The sequence below is a fragment of the Meridianimarinicoccus marinus genome (genome assembly GCF_040689105.1).
GTDB classification, from domain to species: Bacteria; Pseudomonadota; Alphaproteobacteria; order Rhodobacterales; family Rhodobacteraceae; genus Meridianimarinicoccus; species Meridianimarinicoccus marinus.
Genome location: NZ_JBFBVU010000007.1, coordinates 145,177 through 164,858, shown reverse-complemented (window position 1 = coordinate 164,858; position 19,682 = coordinate 145,177). Strand labels below are relative to the sequence as shown.

Genomic DNA, 19,682 nt, shown 5'->3' with positions numbered 1-19,682 from the left:
CGACTCGGATCATGCGTCAACAGCCAATTACTGCAAAAACTAAAGTAAAAAAAAGGCCGCGCCAGAGGCGCGGCCAGTCCAACAGGGAGGAAAATGCCGAGAGCGGTCAAGACCGGCCCCGACAAGATCCAGACTGGCACGAAAAAGTTAACGCTCGGTAGCCGTTCGTTCCGGTTTCGTTCGGGCCACAGACATCTTGATCTGGGTGATGCGGTTGTTTTCCCGCGCCAGGATCTCGAAGCGGAAGCCGTGGAAGACGAACACCTGGCCGACGACCGGGATCATCTGGGCCTCGTGGATCACCAGTCCGGCGATGGTGTTGGCCTCGTCATCGGGCAGGGACCAGTCGCGGGCCCGGTTCAGGTCGCGGATGGTCATGGCACCGTCAATGATGAACTTGCCGTCCACATCGCGATGGATCATGTCCGCGGCGCTGTCGTCGAATTCATCGGTGATCTCGCCGACGATCTCTTCAAGGATGTCCTCCAGCGTCACCAGCCCCTGAAGATCGCCGTATTCATCCACCACCAGCGCGAAATGCGTGTGCCGTTTCAGGAAGTGGCGCATCTGGTCGTCCAGCGTGGTGGTTTCCGGCACGAAATATGGTTTGCGGGTCACCGACATGATGTCGAAGTCCAGCACATGCGAGGGTTCCTTGATGGTGCCCTCGTCGCCGACCGTGTCCAAAGCGGCGCGCAGCAGATCCTTGGCGTGGATCACACCGACGATATTCTCGGGATCGTTGCGGAACACCGGCAAGCGGGTGTGCTGGGATTGCAGCGCCTGCGCGATGATCTCGGGCACCGGCTTGGTCACGTCGATCATCTCGATGTCCGAACGGTGGCGCATGACCTCTTCCACTGTGCGGTCGCCCAGATCCAGCGCCCCCAGAAGCCGGTCGCGATCTTCCTTTTGCACCACGCCTTCGTGATGCCCCAGGGTCAGGGTGCCGATGATTTCTTCACGCACCGAAAGGATGTTGCGGCCCGGATCGATCCGCACGCCGAACACGCGCAGGACCGCGCGCACGATGAAACGCACCACCGACACGGCCGGCGACAGCAGTGTCACGATCACGTTGATCGCCGGCGCCGCCAGCGCCGCCGCGCGCTCGGACTGGGAAATCGCGTAGGTCTTGGGCAAGACCTCGGCAAAGACCAGGACCAGCAGGGTCATGACCAGCGTTGCCATCGCCACGCCGCCTTCGCCCAGATACTTGGTGAACAGCGCCGTGGTCAGCGATGTGGCAAGGATATTGGCCAGGTTGTTGCCCAGAAGGATGCCGCCGATCAGACGTTCGCTGTCTTCGGTCAGCTTCAGCGCGGTGGCGGCCCCCTTCGATCCGGCATCGGCCTGGTTGCGCAGCTTGCCACGGGACGAGGCCGTCAGCGCGGTTTCCGAGCCCGAGAAGAAGGCCGAGCAGGCAAGGAGAAAGAACACCGCCCCGGCGGTGATCCAGAATGCTAGGTCAAGACCCATTGTCCCGTCGCTCATGGTGCTGAAGCCTCCGTGCGTTTGCCGTCTTATGGGCATAGGAACCGCAGGCCGCAAGATGGCTGCCATCCGCTTGGCACGCCGGGCGGAGGGCGGGCAGGGGCGCGACCCGACACCCCGCGACCACGGCACCGATGGGCCCGGTAATCGAATCATCGGGTGCCGGGGAGGCACGCCGATCGCGCCGGGTGACCCTAGGTTAGTTTCGGGCGCGGTCGGACGGACGCCTGCAATCTTCATCCGCTGCACCGCGGCAACGCAACATTTGATTGCTTACGAACCGTAAACCCTGTTCAATTTGTTCAGTAGGCAATTGCCTCCGGCCCCTAATTCGCTAGTCTCCCGTCACCGCCTGCGGCGTGGGTTCGCGCTTCGTGGGTTAATAATCAATGGGAGGTCCATACCGAATGAACCGTCGCTCTTTTCTGAAGAACTCCGCACTGGGTGGCACCGCCGCCGCCGCATCCTCGCTGGCCGCGCCGCTTTACGCGCAAGGCAACCGCACGCTGACCATGGTCACCACCTGGCCGCGCGGCTTTGCAGGTCTGGCTGATGCCGCCGACCGCGCCGCAGCAAACATCAACGCGTTGACCGAAGGGTCGCTGACCGTCGACGTCAAGCACGCGGGCGAACTTGTCGGAGCCTTCGAAGTGTTCGACGCCGTGACCGCCGGTCAGGCCGACATGTACCACGGCGCTGACTATTACTTCGTCAACCAGCACCCCGCCTTCGCCTTCTACACCGGTGTGCCTTTCGGCATGACCGCGACCGAGCACAACAACTGGTACTACCACGGCGGCGGCATGGAAATGCACCACGCTCTGGGTGAGATCTTCGGTCTGAAGTCGTTCATGGCCGGCAACACCGGCGCGCAGTCGGGTGGCTGGTTCACCAAGGAAATCACCGGGCCGGAAGACTTCCAGGGCCTCAAGTTCCGCATGCCGGGTCTGGGCGGCCGCGCCCTGGGCCACATGGGCGTGTCGGTGCAGAACCTGCCGGGCGGCGAAATCTACCAGGCGCTGGCCTCGGGCGCCATCGACGGCACCGAATGGGTTGGCCCGTGGTCGGACGAGAAGGTGGGCTTCCAGGAGATCACCAAGTTCTACTACACCGCTGGCTTCCACGAGCCGTCGGCAGGTCTGTCGCTGGCCACCAACCTTGAAGTCTTCGACAGCCTGACCCAGCAGCAGAAGGCCGCCATCGAAATCGGTGCCGCCGCTGCCGACCACTGGAACCTGCACCAGTACCTGATGAACAACGGCTCGGCGCTGCAGCGTCTGGCGTCGTCGGGCGTCAAGGTTCTGGAATTCCCCGACAGTGTCTGGGATGCCTTCGGTGCCGCGTCGATGCAGGTCTATGAAGAGTTCATGGGCGATGACATCTTTAAGGAAACCTACGACGCCTATGTCGAATCGATGGCGGCGTCTTCGGGCTGGATTTCCAAGTCCGACGCCACCTATCGCAACCAGCGGGACCGGGTGCTGGGCTCCAGAACCTGACCTGATCAGAACCGGCCCGCCCCCCGCGCAGGGGGGTGGGCCTTTGTGTAAAGGCGAGGTCCGGGACAAGGGCCCGCAGCGGGGAGAGGACGATGCTGGACGGTATCCTATGGGTTGTCACCAATATCGGGACAGCCTTTTATAATTTCGGTTATGCCGTGACCCATCCCGGGCTCTGGCTGAACTGGGCCGACACCGAAGCGATCATGCGGTTCGCCTATTACGGTGGGTCGACCCAGCTCTTCTTCGTTATCCTCACCGCTTTCCTTGTGCTGACAGCCGTCGGGTTGTGGCGCAACAGCGTGCTCTGGGGCTATGTGCGCGGCGCGGAATGGTTCGGCAACACCGTCGGGCGCTTCTTCGCCTGGGCCGGCCTGCTGATGGTGCTGCAGCAAACGCTGATCGTCTTTTTGCAACGGATCTTCCTTGTATCCGAGATTTCCATCGGTCCGTTCGGGACCGTTTTTACCAAGGACCTCAGCTGGTACGCCGAGGAACTGAAGCTTTACAACGCCATGATCGTGGCCCTGTGCTGCGCCTATACCTTCATCCAGGGCGGCCATGTGCGGGTGGACCTGGTCTATGGCTCGGTCTCGCGCCGCACCAAGAAGATCATCGACATGATCGGCTGCCTGATCTTCATGATCCCGGTGCTGACGCTGACGTGGATGTACGCCTGGTTCTTCCTGTGGCGGCACCTGATCACCCCGAAGATATCGGCCAGCGACAAGATCGAAATGCTGATGCGCAAGGCACGGATCGTGAAATGGAACGTGGAAACCATCGGCTTCTCGCCGAACGGCTTCAACGCCTACTTCCTGTTCAAGGTGCTGATCATGGCCTTCGTCGTCATGATGCTGATCCAGGCCATGGCCTTCTTCTATCGCAATCTTCTGGAACTGATCGAAGGCGAAGACGCCGACGGACGGTACCATGACGAGGACGTGCTGGGCGACGATCTGCCCGAGCATTTTCATGAATCCTTCTGAGGGGACCCTGACCCATGCTATTTGGACTTGATGGAGTCGAGGTCGGTCTGATCATCGTATTCTTCTGTCTCTTCGGAGGCATCATGACCGGCTTCCCGGTGGCCTTTGCCATCGGCGGCGCCGGGGTTCTGTCTTTCGGCATCATTGCCGCGCTGGACAGTGCCGGGCTGCTGATCCACCAGGCGGTGGACACCTCAAGCGATGCCTATCGCGCGTTGATCGCCAATGGCGTCAACCAGATCAACATATCGCATTTCCGATACCCGGACTTGCCATTGGTCGACCAGTCCCTGTTCCCGGGCGGCTGGGAACAGGCCGTGGACCGCAACCTGTCGTTCATCGTGAACCGCATGAACGAACGCGTGTTTGCCGGCCAGTCGATCGAAACGCTGCTGGCGGTGCTGATGTTCGTGATGATGGGCATCACGCTGGAACGCTCACGCATTGCCAACGATCTGCTGACCACCATGGCGCGGGTCTTCGGGCCGATGCCCGGCGGTCTGGCGGTGTCGGTCGTGGTCGTGGGCGCCTTCCTGGCCGCCTCGACCGGGATCGTCGGCGCGACCGTGGTGACCATGGGGCTGCTGTCGCTGCCCACCATGCTGCGCAACGGGTATTCGCCCTCGCTGGCCACCGGCGTCATTGCCGCCTCGGGCACACTGGGGCAGATCATTCCACCGTCGATCGTGATCGTTCTGCTGGGCACGCTGGCGGGCGACCTGTATTCGGCCGCGCAGGAAACACGGGCCCAGGCGGCCGGGTGTTCCGATGCGCTGACCTATCTGGGCGAAGCCGCCGTGGTGTCTGTCGGCACGCTGTTCCAGGCGGCGATCCTGCCGGGCATCCTGCTGGCGGGCCTCTACGCGGTCTATGCCCTGGGCTTTGCCCTGTACGATCCGCGGCACGCACCGCCGGTCGAGATCGCCGATGCCGAAGGCGGCGAGATCATCACCCGCAACGAAGGTCTGACCTGGTTCCTGGGCATGCCCATCGCCCTGATCGGCGGCGCCATCCTGCTGGCGCAGGTCGGGATCGTCGGCTCACAGGACATCACCGTTGACAGCTATTCGGATGCTTCTGAATCCGCGGTCCTGCGAACCAGCGTGTCTGAACAATGTCAGGCGTCGATGATCGAGCTGCACGGTCAGGAGAAATGGGACCTGGCCATCGAGCAGCAAGAGGCCATCGAGGCTTCGGGCGGGGCGCAGGCCAGCCGCGCGCTGAGCGCAGAAGAGATCGAAACGGCCCGGGTCGAGAAGATCACCAATGCCGCGCCGATCAGTTCGGGTCTGGCCACCATGTTCATCCTGCTGGCGCTGGTTCTGACCACCGCCCGTGGCGTGGCGCCGACCGCCAATCCGACGCCGCTGGCCATCGGCCTGGCGGGTGTGGGGCTGGCCTTCGTGGTGGATTGGTTCCTGATCAGCCCGACGACATCGGAGGGGGCCAGCTTCCTGCTGCTGCTGATCCCGCTGCTGCTGATCGCCTATGGGTGCCGCGAGGCCATCACCCGGCTGTCGAAGAACGAGCTTCTGCGCGTGGTCTTCCCGCCGCTGATTCTGATCATCGCGGTGCTGGGCTCCATCCTGGGCGGGATCACCAACCCGACCCCGGCGGCAGCCCTGGGGGCGTCGGGCGCGATCATGCTGGCGGCCTACCGCAAGCTGCGCGATGACAACAAGTCGGGCAAGATGATCATCTGGGCGTCCTTCGCCATCGTGCTGATGATCCTCGTGGGGGTGAACTTCGACCTGCGGATCACCCGTTCGGAAGTGATGTTCGAGGAATACATCGCCTTCATCGTCGCACTTCTGGCCTATCACTTTGCCCTGTTCGGCATTCTCTACAGCTGCTGGGTGCTGCTGCGGGGCGGTGTGCTGACCCCGGTGGTGCGTGAAACGGCCAAGGTGACCTCGATGGTCTTCACCATCCTGATCGGCAGCCAGGTGCTGAACCTCGTGGTGATCTCCTTTGGGGGGGAACACTACATCCAGCAATTCCTGCGCAGCTTCGACAACGAACTTGTCGTCTTCCTGCTGGTGATGCTGGTGCTGTTCATCCTGGGCTTCGTGCTGGACTTCCTCGAGATCATCTACATCGTGATCCCGATCGTCGGGCCGGTGATCTATGGCGGCACGATGGATCCCAAGTGGGTCACCATCATGATCGCGGTGAACCTGCAGACCAGCTTCCTGACGCCGCCCTTCGGCTTCGCGCTGTTCTACCTGCGCGGCGTGGCGCCGCCCGAGGTCGCCACCAGCGACATCTACAAGGGGGTTCTGCCCTTCGTGCTGATCCAGGTGGCGGGACTGGGCCTGCTGTGGCTGTTCCCCAGCGTGGTCACCATCGTGCCGAACCTGTTGAACTGATCTGAGCGCGACCCGGGGCCGTGCGCCCCGGCCAGTACGAACCATGGCCGCCCCTTCGGGGGCGGCCTTTTCGTGGAGCCGTTGTCGTGTGCTCAGGCATGAAAATACCCCGAAACCGGGGTGTGGGGGAGGCGTGGGAAAGTGGGAAACTGGCGCGCGCGGACGGCCCTAACGCTTGATCGGCAGGCTGTCGGGCAGGGAAATGCGGGCCACCTGTTCGGCAATGGGATCAACCGACAGCGGATGGGTCTCGGTCTCGTGGCTTTCGGGGTCGCCGATATCCTGCCAAACCCCGTGCTTGTAGACCTCGAGCGCGCTGAACCCGGCCTTGTAGCCCATCTTCGGGCTGCCCGGCACCCAGTAGCCCAGGTAGACATAGGGCAGGCCGCTTTCGCGGGCGATCTCGATGTGATCCAGGATGACATGGGTGCCCAGCGAGCGGCGGTTTTCACCGGGCTGGTAGAAGGAATAGACAAGGCTCAGCCCGTCATCCAGCACATCGGTCAGGCAAACGGCCTTGAGGTCGCCGCGCACCAGGTTCGGCGATTCCCGAACCTCGTATTCGATGACGCGCGACCGGATCGGGGTTTCCTCGATCATTGCGGCGAATTCGAAGATGTCCATGTCGGCCATGCCGCCATCGGCGTGGCGCGTGTCCAGATAGCGGCGGAAGAGCGAGAACTGCTCTTCGGTGGCCCAGGGGGAATTGGCCCGGCGCTTCAGGTCTGAATTGCGACGCAGGGTCTTGCGTTGCGCGCGGCTGGGCTCGAAATCCGCGACCCGGATGCGCGCCGACATGCAGGCGGTGCATTCCGCGCAGGAAGGCCGGTAAAGCACATTCTGTGAGCGGCGAAAGCCCTGCTTGGACAGCGTGTCGTTCAGGGTTTCGGCGTTTTCGCCCTGCAGGGCCGTGAACAGCTTCCGTTCCATGCGCCCGTCCAGATAGGGGCACGGCTGCGGCGCAGTCACATAGAACTGCGGGGCGATGGGAAGCGTGTGGCGCATGGGCTCCTCGGGTGGTTTCGAAGGAGCCTAGCAATCCCGAATGAAACCGCCAAGCCCCCTAAAGACGCACCACAGGTTCAGGGTTTGCGCGACCGGTTGATGGCGGCGGTGCCCAGCAGCATGTCATGCAGGCCCTGACCGCGCGACGACGTCAGCATCAGGATGATCGAGATGATCTGGAGCACGAAGAAGGTGGTCATGAAATAAAACATCAGCACGTGCAGGGTGGCGGTGGCGGTGTCGAAGCGCTCCCCCCGGCTGTTGCGGAACTCGATCGCCATCAGGCGCATGCCGGGGGTGGCAGATCGGCTCGACATGGCCCAGATCCGATAGACCAGCCCTACCGCCAGAAACAGGAAGCCGAAGAAGAACAGTCCCGTGAAGGCGGTGAACGGGATCGCCAGCAGGCTGAGCCCCAGGATCAGGATGGTGTCGACGAGCCACGCGAAAAACCGCTTGATCGTGGTGTCGGCATAGAAATCGCCATGGGTGTCCGGATCGGGCAGGCCCCAAAGTGCGGTGTCGGGTTGAATCATGGGTGTCATTGCAATCGGTCCGCGAAGAAAAGGCAAGGGCCCCCGGCAGGGGGCCCGTGAAGGGCGTCAGGCGCTTTCGGGCGCTGCGGGGGCGGCCGCCGTGCGGACACGTTCGTCCATGAACTGGTCGAATTCGGCCTTGTCCTTGGCTTCGCGCAGACGCTTCAGGAACTCCTGGAAGCTGTCCTGTTCTTCTTCCAGGCGGCGCAGGGTCTCGGCCTTGTAGGCGTCAAAGGCGCTGTTGCCCGAAGACTTGAAAGCATAGGTTGCGGTGCGGGTGTGGCGGGAACATTTCCCAAACATGCGTTTGCTCCAGATCATATAGGCGAGAAGGGCGAGGCCAATGGGCCAGAAGACAATGAAGCCGAGGATCATGGCCGCGATCCAGGCGCCTTTGCCGCGCTGATCGAGCCAGGTTTCTGCGGCCGAGGGCCAGGTTGCAACGGTGCTCATCGGGATCTCCGTGTTGGTTGTGTGTATGTGAACTGTCTTCACATTGAATAGATTGGGTGCGCCAGGCGCTGCTTCAAGGGTTCATGTGAAAACTTTTTACATTCGCATCTGCAGCACGGTGGATGCTGCATGCCGTGACCTTGCGGTGCGTTGACCCCGGCGCGGCGAGACGACAGGCTCCGCCCATGACCTTTGCAGACCAGATCACCCGCGCGCCGATTCCCCATGACACTGTTCTGGCGCAGGATGCCCTGTCGCATCTTGGCTGGGCCAGCGGACGCACCCGCGAACTGCTGTGCGGCACCGCCGGATGCAGCCCCTATCTGGCCGGTCTCATGACCCGGCACCGCGATTGGTTGGAGACGGCGCTGGACCAGGATCCCGCCGCGGTGATCGCGGCCGAAATCGCCGCCTTGCAACCGGGACCGGCATCGGACACCGGCAAGGCCTTGCGGCTGGCCAAGCAACGGGTGGCCCTGCTGACCGGTCTGGCGGATCTGGGCGGTGTCTGGGGGCTGGATGCTGTCACCGGTGCCCTGACGCAACTGGCGGACCGGGGCACCGATGTGGCCCTGAAATCTGCCCTGATCCAGCCGCTGACGCGGGGCAAGATCCCCGGCCAGTCGCTGGACGATCTGGATCACGCCGCCGGGCTGACCGTGCTGGCCATGGGCAAGATGGGCGCGTTCGAGTTGAACTATTCTTCGGATATCGACCTGATCTGCCTGTTCGATGACAGCCGTTTCGACGGTCCCGACGTGATGGAGGCGCGCGCCATCTTCATCAAGGCGGTGCGGCAGGCGATGGGGCTGTTGTCGGACAACACCGGCGACGGCTATGTGTTTCGCACCGATCTGCGGTTGCGGCCTGACCCTTCGGTGACGCCGGTGGTGGTGTCGATCACGGCGGCGGAACGGTATTACGAGGCGCTTGGCCGGGCGTGGGAGCGCGCCGCCTATGTGAAGGCGCGCCCCTGTGCCGGCGATCTGAAGGCCGGCCACCGGTTCCTGAAGGACATCCGCCCGTTCATCTGGCGGCGTCATCTGGATTTCGCGACGATTCACGAAGCGCAGGACATGCGCCTGAAGATCCGGGCGCAGAAGGGCCGGGCGTCGGAGTCTCTGGACGGGCGCAACGTCAAGCTCAGCCCTGGCGGCATTCGCGAGATCGAGTTCTTCACCCAGACCCGGCAGTTGATCGCCGGGGGCCGCGATCCGGAGTTGCGAATGCGCGAAACCCGTCGCGGGCTGGCCGCGCTGGCGGAAAAGGGCTGGGTGACCACTGATGTCGCGACGACTTTGGACGCCGACTATCTTGCCCTGCGTGAGATGGAGCATCGCTTGCAAATGGTGCAGGATGCCCAGACCCACGCACTGCCATCGGCCGAGGACGGCTGGCAACGGCTGGCCGATTTCACCGGCGGCGGGGATGTGGCGCAGTTGAAGGACACTCTGCGTGAACGCTTCGAACGTGTTTATGCACTGACCGAGGAATTCTTCGCCCCCGAGCGCGCGGAGTCCTTGCTGCCCGAGATGACCGGCACGGCGGAAAAAGTGGTGGACCGCTGGAAGAGCTACCCCGCGCTGCGCTCGGAACGGGCGCAGGAAATCTTTGCCCGGATTCTGCCCAAGCTTCTGGCCGGCTTTCAGCGTGCCGCCGATCCGGATGGCGCGATCTTGCAATTCGACGGATTTCTCAGGGGGTTACCTGCCGGAGTTCAGGTGTTTTCCCTGTTCGAGGCCAATCCGCAACTGATTGATCTGATGGTCGATATCAGCTCCACCGCGCCGGCGCTGGCGCAATATCTATCCAACAATTCCGGCGTGCTGGACGCGGTCATCGGTGGGGACTTCTTCGATGCCTGGCCCGGCAGCACCCGGTTGACCGAGGAATTGACGGCGCTGCTCGACAACCCCGACCTGGATTATGAGTTGCGTCTGGACACCACGCGCCATTGGCAGAAGGACTGGCATTTCCGCATTGGCGTGCATCACCTGCGCGGGTTGATCAGCCCGGATGAGGCGGCGGCGGAGTATTCGGATCTGGCCGAGGCGGTGGTGCAGGGCATGTGGCAGGCGACCTGTGCCGAGTTTGCACGCAAGCACGGGGCGGTGCCGGGCAGCCGCGCGATCGTTCTGGGCATGGGATCGCTGGGCGCGCGCAAGCTGGGGGCGCGGTCCGATCTGGATCTGATCGTGATCTACGATGCGCCGGTCGATGCACAATCCGACGGCAAGCGTCCGCTGGAGGCGCGCACCTATTTCGCGCGGTTGACCAAGGCGCTGGTAACCTCGCTGTCGGCGCAGACGGCGGCGGGCACGCTGTATGAGGTCGATATGCGGTTGCGGCCCTCGGGGCGTCAGGGACCGGCGGCGGCGTCCTGGGCCTCGTTCCAGACCTATCAGCGCAAGGAAGCCTGGACCTGGGAGCATCTGGCCCTGACCCGCGCAAGGGTGGTGGCCGGGAACGAGGGGCTGGGAGAAGCGTTCGAAGACTTCCGCTGCAAGCTGCTGGCCGAGCCGCAGGATCGGGCCAAGGTTCTGCGCGATCTGGCCGACATGCGGCGGCGGTTGTCCGAGGCCAAGCCGCGCTCGGGCGTGTGGGACGTGTCGAACGGGCCGGGTGGCTTGCAGGATATCGAGTTGTTCGGGCAAGCCATCGCGCTTCTGGCCGGAGATCCCGAAACCGCCAGCGCGGCGCAACTGCGGCTGGAGACCGATCTGGCCTCGCCCGAAGCGCGCGCCAAGCTGCTGGAGATCGGCACCCTGCTGGCCGCGGTGAAATCCGTGGCGCGCCTGTTGACCGGCCGGGGGCTGGAGCCGTCACGGCTGGGGCAGGGCGGGTTGGCGATGCTGCTGCGGGATGGCAAATGCGACGATCTGGAAGCGCTGGAGGTGGCGCTGGACGCGGCCACCACGACGGCAGCGGGCATCATCGATGTCGCAATCAATGCCGGGGAGGGCGCGGATGTGGCGTGACTCTCGCTGTGTGACCGGTAAACACCCGCCATGGCACCGATGACACGCGACCCGCGCGATCCCAAGAACCTGATCGCGGACAGCTACCAGATCGACGGCATCACCGCAGCAGACTGCCGGGCGATCTTTTTTGACTGGGCCTTGTCCCTGCCCGACGGGGTGGAAGCCGCCTCTGTCGCGCAGCAGCTTTTACAGATCCATGCAACGGAAAACCCCGATCATCCGATGACCGGGGTTCTGCGCGAGGCGGTGGCCGGGACCGAGCAGCCCCGGCGGCGCGGCGGACGGGCCGCGCGGGTGCCGGGGGCTAGCTGACTTCCAGGGCCGCGGCTTCGGCGGCCAGCTTGGTGATGCCGTCCCAGTCGCCCTTCGCCACCAGATCGGCCGGGGCCACCCACGAGCCACCGGCGCAGACCGTGTTGGGCAGCGACAGATAGCTGTTGGCATTGGCCAGTGACACGCCGCCGGTCGGGCAGAAGGTGATCTGCGGCAGGGGCCCGGCCAGCGATTTCAGCGCCGGCGCGCCGCCGATGGCCTCGGCGGGGAAGAACTTCTGGAAACTGTAGCCGCGTTCCAGCAGGTACAGCGCCTCGGTCGCAGTGGCGGCGCCGGGCAGCATGGCCAGATCGATGGCCTCGCAGACATCCAGCACCTTGTCGGTCGATCCGGGCGACACCGCGAAGGTCGCGCCCGCGTCCTGCGCGCGGCGCGCGTCATCCGGCGTCAGCACGGTGCCCGCGCCGACGATGGCGCCCGGCACCTCGGACATGGCGCGCATCGCGTCCAGCGCCTGCGGCGTGCGCAGGGTGACTTCCAGCGCATAAAGCCCACCGGCGACCAGAGCCTGCGCCAGATCGGCGGCGCGCCCGGCGTCCGAGACCACCAATACAGGGATGATCGGCGCCTTGCGGGCCACGGCGATCAGACGTTCGCTTGCGATTTGGGGGGTCATGTCGTGTCCTTCGATTAACTGTCGGCTGGCACAGCCACACTGGCCCCGGATGTAGCGGGTCCAACATTGGCACGGAAGGCCGAAAACAACTCGCGCCCCAGGCCGAACCCATTGGCCGACAGGTCGGGCGTTTCGGCGGGTCGGTCGGCGACGCCCTCGGTGAGCACCTCCAGCACCCCGGCCTCGGCATCGACGCGGATCAGGTCGCCATCGGCAATGCGCGCCAGAAGGCCGCCTTCGGTGGCCTCGGGCGTGACATGGATGCAGGCGGGCACCTTGCCCGATGCCCCGGACATGCGCCCGTCGGTGACCAGCGCCACCTTCAGCCCGCGATCCTGAAGCACGCTGAGGGTCGGGGTCAGGTTGTGCAGTTCCGGCATGCCGTTGGCCTTGGGGCCCTGGAAGCGGACGACCACAATGGTGTCCTCGGTGAACTCGCCCGCCTGGAAGGCAGCCTTGACCGAGCCCTGATCCTGAAACACCCGCGCGCGGGCTTCGATGACGCGGCGCTCGGGTGCCACGGCCGAGACCTTCATGACGCCGCGCCCGAGGTTGCCCGCAAGCTGCTTCAGCCCACCGGATTTCTGGAAGGGATCGGTGGCGGGGCGCAGGATCTTGTCGTTCAGGCTTTGGCCCGCGCCCTTGTTCCACGTCAGGGCGCCGTCGGAAAGCTGCGGCTCCTGCGTGTACAGATCCAGCCCATCACCGGCGACGGTCTTGGTGTCGTCATGCAGCAACCCGGCTTCCAGCAACTGGCCGATCATGTAGCCCAGCCCGCCGGCGGCGTGGAAATGGTTTACATCCGCCAGACCGTTTGGATAGACCTTGGCCAGCAGCGGCGTGATCTCGGACAGCTCCGCGAAATCCTCAAGATCCAGCACCACCCCGGCGGCGCGCGCCATGGCGGGAAGGTGGATCACAAGGTTGGTCGAGCCGCCCGTGGCCATCAGCCCGACGATGCCGTTGACGAAAGCACGCTCGTCCAGCACGTCGCAGGCCGGGGTATAGGCGTTGCCAAGGGCGGTGATCGCCAGCGCCCGCTCGGTCGCGGCCACGGTCAGCGCCTCGCGCAGCGGCGTGTTCGGGTTCACGAAGCTGGAGCCGGGCAGGTGCAGCCCCATGAACTCCATCAGCATCTGGTTGGTGTTGGCGGTGCCGTAGAAGGTGCAGGTGCCCGGCCCGTGGTACGAGGCCATCTCGGCCTCCATCAGCTTGTCGCGGCCCACTTCGCCGGTAGCGAACTGGTTGCGGACACGGGCCTTTTCATCGTTGGGCAGACCGCTGGTCATAGGACCGGCGGGAATGAAGATTGCCGGGATATGGCCGAAGGTGGCCGCGGCCATGATCAGCCCGGGCACGATCTTGTCGCAGACGCCCAGATAGGCCGCTGCGTCATAGGTGTTGTGCGACAGCGCGACGCCCGCCGCCATGGCGATCACATCGCGCGAAAACAGCGAGAGCTCCATGCCGGGCTGACCTTGCGTGACACCGTCACACATGGCCGGAACCCCGCCCGCCACCTGCGCCGTTGCCCCGGCAGCGTGTGCCGTGCGGCGGATCAGTTCGGGGAAGGTTTCGAACGGCTGATGTGCCGACAGCATGTCGTTATAGGCGGTGACGATGCCCAGGTTGGGGGCCCGCGTCCCGGCCAGCCTGGCCTTCTGGTCGCCCATCGCCGCATAGGCATGGGCCTGGTTGCCGCAGGTCAGATGCGCGCGCGCCGGGCCATCCTCGGCGGCGGCGCGCATCCGGGCCAGATAAGCGCTGCGGGGCTTGTCACTGCGGGTACGGATCCGGTCTGTGACTTTCTCGACGATTGGATGTAGGGCCATGGGACCTCCCGGCGTCTTGGCGAATTCTCGCGTCATATATGCCGTTAGCGCTATCAATGCCAGTGGAAACGACAGGCTGCGGCAGGAAGGAGCACGGTCATGATTGCGCATTGTGCCGAATTGCGTCAATCACCACTGTATTCCCAGACAAACAGGAGCGGCCATGAACGCCCCCAGCGCATCGGCGACCGGCACCATCCGGTTGCGCCCGAAGATCGACCCCCGGCCCGTTCGTCACGGATTCCCATGGGTTTACGGCAACCAGGTGGTCACCGACCGGCGCACAAAGGCGCTGGCGCCGGGATCGCTTGCGGTTCTGGAAGATGCCGAGCGGGGGCCGCTGGCGCTGGTCACCGTCAACCCGGACTCGAAGATCATCGCGCGGGTGCTGGACCCAGATCCCACCGCGCAGATCGATGCCGACTGGATGACAACGCGGATTGCCCGCGCGCTGGCGCATCGCGACCGGCTGTATGCCGCGCCCTTCTACCGGCTGATCCACGCCGAGGCCGACGGTCTGCCCGGGGTCATTGTCGACAGGTTCGGCGATGTGGCGGTGATTCAGCCCAACGCGGCCTGGGCCGACGCGCGGCTTGATCTGCTGACCGAGGTGCTGTGCGACGTCACCGGTGTCACCACGGTGCTGATGAACGGCGCGGGCCGGGCGCGCAAGCTGGAGGGGTTGGACGAGGTCAGTCGCCCCCTGCGCGGTGCGGTCGAAGGGCCGATTCCGGTTCCGATGAACGGTGCAACCTATCTGGCCGATGTGCTGGGCGGGCAAAAGACGGGGCTGTTCTTCGACCAGCGCGACAACCATGCCTTTGCCGCCGGTCTGGCGCGGGGCGGGCGGGTGTTGGATGTCTTTTCGCATGTGGGCGGCTTCGGTCTGGCGGCGCTGGCGGCAGGGGCGGACAGCGCGCTGGCGGTGGATGGTTCGGTGCCGGCGCTGGATCTGGCCGCGCAGGGGGCCGCGGCCAGCGGTGTCGGGGAGCGGTTCCAGACCCGGCAGGGCGATGCGTTCGAGGTGATGACCACGCTGGCGCAAGAGAGCGCACAATTCGACCTGGTGATCTGCGACCCGCCGGCCTTCGCACCGTCGAAACAGGCACTGGACGCGGGCTTGCGCGCTTATGAACGCGTGGCGCGGCTGGGGGCCTCGCTGGTGGCGCCCGGGGGGTACCTGGGTCTGTGTTCCTGCTCGCACGCGGCCACCATCGAGAAATTCCGCGCGGCTTGCATCCGTGGATTGGGCCGGGCCGGACGGCAGGGACAGGTGATCCACACCGGCTTTGCCGCGCCGGATCACCCGCAGCACCCGCAGCTGGCCGAATCCGGCTATCTCAAGGCGCTGTTCTTCCGGGTCTGGTGATGCGGCTGCTGGTCGATGCCTGTGTGCTCTATCCCACGGTGCCGCGTGCACTGATCCTTGGACTGGCGCAGGCGGGCTGGGCCGAGGTGCGTTGGAGCCCGCGCATTCTTGAGGAATGGCGCCGCGCCGTGCTGCGGCAGCATCCCGAACAGGCCGGACAGGTCGCGCAGGAGATCGCCAGCGTCCGGGCGTTGTTTCCCGGCGCCGAGGTTGTGCCGGATGCGGCGGTCGAGGACCGGCTCAGCCTGCCTGATGACAATGATCGGCATGTTCTTGCCGCTGCCCTTGCCGCCGAGGCGCGCGATCTGGTGACCTTCAACCTGCGTGATTTTCCGGGCCGCACCCTGGCCCGTCACAGCCTGCGACCGCGCCATCCAGATGAACTGTTGCTGGAGGCGCTGGACGACCGGCCAAAGCAGGTGACCCAACTGGCGCAACAGATCGTGGCCCCGCTCTGTACCGGCCCCGTGACTCCGGCAGACCTGCGCCGCATCCTGAAAAAGGCGCGGCTGCCCCGGTTGGGCAAGGCGCTGGCAGCGCGGGGCAGCTGACACCCCGAGGTGAAAACGCAACGAGCCACCCAAGGGGGCGGCTCGCAAATCCGTTGACCTGGGCTCAGAACGGGATTTCGTCGTCGTCAATGCCCGAGGAGGGGGGCTGACTGCCGCCACCGCCACCGCCACCCTGACCGCCGCCATAGCCACCGCCCGATCCACCACGATCGTCATAGCCGCCGCCGCTGCCACCACCACCGAAGCTGCCTCCGCCGCCACCGCTACCGCCTTCGGAACGGCCATCCAGCATGGTTAGTTCGCCCTTGAAGGGCCGCAGGACAACCTCGGTGCTGTAGCGGTCATTGCCGCTTTGATCCTGCCACTTGCGGGTTTCCAGCTGGCCTTCCAGATAGACCTTGGATCCCTTGCGCAGGTATTGCTCGGCCACCTTGGCCAGCGGTTCCGAGAAGATCGCGACGCTGTGCCATTCGGTGCGCTCGCGGTTCTCGCCGGTGTTACGGTCGCGCCATCGTTCCGAGGTGGCAATGCGCAGGTTCACCACCTTGCCGCCGTTCTGGAAGGTGCGCACCTCGGGGTCGCGCCCCAGATTGCCCACCAGGATGACCTTGTTCACCGACCCTGCCATGATGTTGCCTTTCGCGATTCCTGTTGTTGTTCGCTTTAAACCACGCAGTCGCGGGCAGGAACAGACGCTGCGCGACGGAACACTGGCAATGCGGGCAAAAATTGGCTATGGGTTGCCAAAAGAGCAGAGCAGGCACCTCATGCGCAAGGCACCCCTGGCAGGGTTATTGATCGGCAGTCTTCTGGCCGCCCCGGTGGCGGGCGATCAGGCGCGTGTGTCCAGCAAGGCGCGCTCGACCATCTTCAAGTCGCAGACGGCCGTTCTGGATCGCCGGTCCTCGCAGCAGTACGAATATTCCTCGCGCCTGCAGCCGCAGACCGATTTTTCCGGCGCGATCCGCTTGCCGGGCGTGAAGACCTCGAAATATCGCGGGATATATCTGCCGGTGGCCGAGGCCGTCGCGCGCAAACATCGGGTGCCGCAAAGCCTGTTCACCCGGCTGGTGCAGCAGGAAAGCGCCTGGAACCCGCGCGCGGTGTCGCCCAAGGGCGCCATCGGGCTGGCGCAACTGATGCCGCAGACCGCGCGAGGTCTGGGCGTCGACCCCCATGACCCGCATCAGAACCTGGAAGGCGGCGCGCGCTACCTGCGGCGTCAGTACGAACGTTTCGGATCCTGGCGGCTGGCGCTGGCCGCCTACAACGCCGGTCCCGGCGCCGTCGAGAAGTACAACGGCGTACCGCCCTATCGGGAAACCCAGAACTATGTGCGCAAGATCCTCGGCTTGCCGGGGTAGCCTTGCCCGCTTGGCCGCGGTTGGCGCCGCGTCGCTGATGTTCCGGAAAACCCAATGATTTCAAATTCATCTATAGGTTGATCCATTAACCACTTGGTCAGCCATTTGGTGATACGGCACCCCTGCCGCGTTAAGGTTCCTTCAAGCCCTCGTGTTCTGGAGACCCGAAAATGCGCAAACCGATACTTGCTGTCCTGGCGATGATTTTCGCCGCCGCCACATCCGTCAGTGCCGCGACCCTGACCCCGACGCCCACTGCCAGCCAGACCTTTCTCGGCAATGGCCCAAACTTTAACGACAGCGCGACAAATTCCTTTCTTCTCGCCTTCGTGGACAGCCTTGGCAGCTACAACTCGTCCACGCTGACGCTTCTGGATCGCGTGAACTCGCCCCTGACATCAGAAGGCGGGATCCTGACCGTCGCCTATACCGGGGGGGCGCCCAGCACCATGGGCAGCTGGACCACCACCGCCCCGGTCGAATTCGTCGTCTACAAGAACGGCGCCGGCTTTGCTGCCAACTATTTCTCGGGCGGCATCACCTCGGCCACTTGGGACACGGGCCTGCTTGGGCTGGTCAACAAGCATGGCCAGGCGCAGGACATCAGCCACATCTCGGTCTACTCGGCGCAGCTTGCAAACCCGTCGAACCCGCCGACTTCCCCGGTGCCGCTGCCCGCGGCGGGCTTGCTGCTGGTTGGCGGTCTGGGCGGATTGATCGGCATCGGCCGGTTGCGCCGCCGCCGCTGAGCCTGCCGCACTCCGAACATGAAAAAGCCCCGGCCAGTGCCGGGGCTTTTTTGCGTTTCGTATCCGCCGTGGATCAGTCCAGCGCCTTGAAGTTCAACGCCGCGCCGTCCTTGATCCCCGAGAACCACCGCGCGGTCACGGTCTTGGTCTTGGTGTAAAACCGGAAGGCATCGGGGCCGTACTGGTTCAAATCGCCGAAGGCCGACTTCTTCCAGCCGCCGAAAGTATAGTAGCTGAGCGGCACCGGGATCGGGAAATTGATGCCGACCATGCCGACATTCACCCGGCTGGCAAAGTCCCGCGCCGTGTCGCCATCGGCGGTGAAGATCGAGGTGCCGTTGCCATAGTCATTGTCGATGACCAACTGTAGCGCCTCTTCATAGGTGTCCTTGCGCACCGTAGACAGCACCGGGCCGAAGATCTCCTGCTTGTAGATCTCCATGTCCGGCGTGACCTCGTCGAACAGGCTGGGACCGACGAAGAAGCCGTCTTCATAGCCCTGCAGCGTGAAGCCCCGCCCGTCGATCACCAGCTTTGCGCCCTGATCCACGCCCGAGTCGATCAGACCGGTGATGCGCTCCTTGGCGGCGGCGGTGATCACCGGGCCAAAGTCCACGTCATCGCCGGCGGTATAGGGGCCGACCTTCAGCTTCTCGATGCGCGGCACCAGCTTGTCGATCAGGCGGTCGGCGGTTTCCTGTCCTACCGGAACAGCGACCGAGATCGCCATGCAGCGTTCGCCCGCCGCGCCGAAACCCGCGCCGATCAGCGCGTCGGCGGCCTTGTCCAGATCCGCATCGGGCATCACGATCATGTGGTTCTTGGCACCGCCGAAACACTGGGCGCGTTTGCCGTTGGCCGCCGCGCGGCCATAGATGTATTGCGCGATGGGGGTCGAGCCGACAAAGCCCACCGCCTGCACGGTCTCGTTGTCGAGGATCGCGTCAACGGCTTCCTTGTCGCCGTTCACCACCTGCAGCACACCGTCGGGCAGCCCGGCTTCCTTGAAGATCTCGGCCAACAGCAGGGCTGTCGACGGCGCGCGCTCGGACGGTTTCAGGATCATCGCGTTGCCGGCGGCGATGGCCGGGGCCATCTTCCACAGCGGGATCATCGCGGGAAAGTTGAACGGGGTGATGCCGGCGACCACGCCCAGCGGCTGACGCATGGAATACAGGTCGATGCCGGGGCCGGCGCTGTCGGTGTAGTCGCCCTTCAGGAAGCTGGGGGCGCCCATGCAGACCTCGACCACTTCAAGACCGCGCTGCACGTCGCCGCGCGCGTCGGGCAGGGTCTTGCCATGCTCGCGGCTCAGCACCTCGGCCAGTTTGTCCATGTTCTGTTCGATCAGCGCGCCGAATTTCATGATGATGCGGGCGCGGCGCTGGGGGTTGACCTTGGCCCATTCCTGCTGCGCTGCTGCGGCCTTGTCGATGATCGCGTTCATCTCGGCGGAGGTGGCCAGATCGACCTGCGCCTGAACCTCGCCGGTGGCCGGGTTGTAGACATCCGCCGTGCGGCCCGAAGTGCCCCGCACCTGAGCGCCGTTGATATAATGACCGATTGCTTGCATCACGTCCT

The 19,682-nt window shown here is 64.6% G+C and carries 17 protein-coding genes; 9 read left to right on the top strand and 8 right to left on the bottom strand.

Features of this window, described 5'->3' with window-relative positions:
• Window positions 1–147 precede the first annotated feature (147 nt).
• Window positions 148–1,494: an HlyC/CorC family transporter gene (locus AB0T83_RS08210; RefSeq protein ID WP_366192544.1), complete on the bottom strand. Its 1,347-nt coding sequence runs from the start codon at window positions 1,492–1,494 to the stop codon at window positions 148–150.
• A 407-nt stretch (window positions 1,495–1,901) separates the two neighbouring features.
• Here AB0T83_RS08210 and AB0T83_RS08205 point away from each other — a divergent pair, with 407 nt between their 5' ends.
• The 3 genes from AB0T83_RS08205 (at window position 1,902) to AB0T83_RS08195 (ending at window position 6,351) form a co-directional block, all read left to right on the top strand.
• Window positions 1,902–2,993 (top strand): TRAP transporter substrate-binding protein, encoded by a 1,092-nt coding sequence (locus tag AB0T83_RS08205; protein ID WP_366192543.1) that lies wholly within the window; start codon window positions 1,902–1,904, stop codon window positions 2,991–2,993.
• 92 nt (window positions 2,994–3,085) lie between these two features.
• Entirely contained in the window at window positions 3,086–3,982 is an 897-nt protein-coding gene (locus AB0T83_RS08200) for a TRAP transporter small permease subunit (protein ID WP_366192542.1), read from the top strand.
• Window positions 3,983–3,996: 14 nt separating this feature from the next.
• Window positions 3,997–6,351 carry a TRAP transporter large permease gene (locus AB0T83_RS08195; protein ID WP_366192541.1) on the top strand — a complete coding sequence of 785 codons (2,355 nt, stop codon included), beginning with the start codon at window positions 3,997–3,999 and terminating at the stop codon, window positions 6,349–6,351.
• A 168-nt stretch (window positions 6,352–6,519) separates the two neighbouring features.
• Here the strand turns inward: AB0T83_RS08195 and AB0T83_RS08190 are convergent, their stop codons facing one another.
• From AB0T83_RS08190 to AB0T83_RS08180, 3 genes are all read right to left on the bottom strand, one after another.
• Window positions 6,520–7,356 carry an arginyltransferase gene (locus AB0T83_RS08190; RefSeq protein ID WP_366192540.1) on the bottom strand — a complete coding sequence of 279 codons (837 nt, stop codon included), beginning with the start codon at window positions 7,354–7,356 and terminating at the stop codon, window positions 6,520–6,522.
• 77 nt (window positions 7,357–7,433) lie between these two features.
• Entirely contained in the window at window positions 7,434–7,901 is a 468-nt protein-coding gene (locus AB0T83_RS08185) for an RDD family protein (protein ID WP_366192539.1), read from the bottom strand.
• Window positions 7,902–7,958: 57 nt separating this feature from the next.
• A complete protein-coding gene (locus tag AB0T83_RS08180) occupies window positions 7,959–8,345 on the bottom strand; it encodes a DUF2852 domain-containing protein (protein WP_366192538.1) in 387 nt (128 codons plus the stop codon).
• Window positions 8,346–8,530: 185 nt separating this feature from the next.
• On the opposite strand from AB0T83_RS08180, the gene AB0T83_RS08175 reads away from it, so the two are divergent.
• Window positions 8,531–11,323, top strand: coding sequence for a [protein-PII] uridylyltransferase family protein (locus AB0T83_RS08175; RefSeq protein WP_366192537.1), 2,793 nt, complete (start codon window positions 8,531–8,533; stop codon window positions 11,321–11,323).
• A 30-nt stretch (window positions 11,324–11,353) separates the two neighbouring features.
• A complete protein-coding gene (locus tag AB0T83_RS08170) occupies window positions 11,354–11,638 on the top strand; it encodes a hypothetical protein (RefSeq protein ID WP_366192536.1) in 285 nt (94 codons plus the stop codon).
• Here AB0T83_RS08170 and eda read toward each other — a convergent pair.
• Both eda and edd read right to left on the bottom strand, forming a co-directional pair.
• Entirely contained in the window at window positions 11,631–12,275 is a 645-nt protein-coding gene (gene eda, locus AB0T83_RS08165) for a bifunctional 4-hydroxy-2-oxoglutarate aldolase/2-dehydro-3-deoxy-phosphogluconate aldolase (protein ID WP_366192535.1), read from the bottom strand. The genes AB0T83_RS08170 and eda overlap by 8 nt on opposite strands.
• Window positions 12,276–12,289: 14 nt before the next feature.
• Entirely contained in the window at window positions 12,290–14,107 is a 1,818-nt protein-coding gene (gene edd / locus AB0T83_RS08160) for a phosphogluconate dehydratase (RefSeq protein WP_366192534.1), read from the bottom strand.
• Between the two features lie 163 nt (window positions 14,108–14,270).
• Between edd and AB0T83_RS08155 the strand changes: the two genes are divergently transcribed.
• Both AB0T83_RS08155 and AB0T83_RS08150 read left to right on the top strand, forming a co-directional pair.
• Window positions 14,271–15,476, top strand: a complete 1,206-nt coding sequence (locus AB0T83_RS08155) for an RSP_2647 family RNA methyltransferase (protein WP_366192533.1) — start codon at window positions 14,271–14,273, stop codon at window positions 15,474–15,476.
• A complete protein-coding gene (locus AB0T83_RS08150) occupies window positions 15,476–16,027 on the top strand; it encodes an RSP_2648 family PIN domain-containing protein (RefSeq protein ID WP_366192548.1) in 552 nt (183 codons plus the stop codon). Before AB0T83_RS08155 ends, AB0T83_RS08150 begins: the two co-directional genes overlap by 1 nt.
• A 64-nt stretch (window positions 16,028–16,091) precedes the next feature.
• Here AB0T83_RS08150 and ssb read toward each other — a convergent pair whose 3' ends face one another.
• Window positions 16,092–16,616, bottom strand: a complete 525-nt coding sequence (ssb, locus tag AB0T83_RS08145; protein ID WP_366192532.1) for a single-stranded DNA-binding protein — start codon at window positions 16,614–16,616, stop codon at window positions 16,092–16,094.
• A gap of 139 nt (window positions 16,617–16,755) precedes the next feature.
• Here ssb and AB0T83_RS08140 point away from each other — a divergent pair, with 139 nt between their 5' ends.
• Complete coding sequence (locus tag AB0T83_RS08140) at window positions 16,756–17,352, top strand: lytic transglycosylase domain-containing protein (protein WP_366192531.1); 597 nt, start codon at window positions 16,756–16,758, stop codon at window positions 17,350–17,352.
• A gap of 170 nt (window positions 17,353–17,522) precedes the next feature.
• Window positions 17,523–18,101 (top strand): hypothetical protein, encoded by a 579-nt coding sequence (locus AB0T83_RS08135; protein WP_366192530.1) that lies wholly within the window; start codon window positions 17,523–17,525, stop codon window positions 18,099–18,101.
• 73 nt (window positions 18,102–18,174) lie between these two features.
• Here the strand turns inward: AB0T83_RS08135 and AB0T83_RS08130 are convergent, their stop codons facing one another.
• Entirely contained in the window at window positions 18,175–19,674 is a 1,500-nt protein-coding gene (locus tag AB0T83_RS08130) for a CoA-acylating methylmalonate-semialdehyde dehydrogenase (protein WP_366192529.1), read from the bottom strand.
• Window positions 19,675–19,682 lie beyond the last annotated feature (8 nt).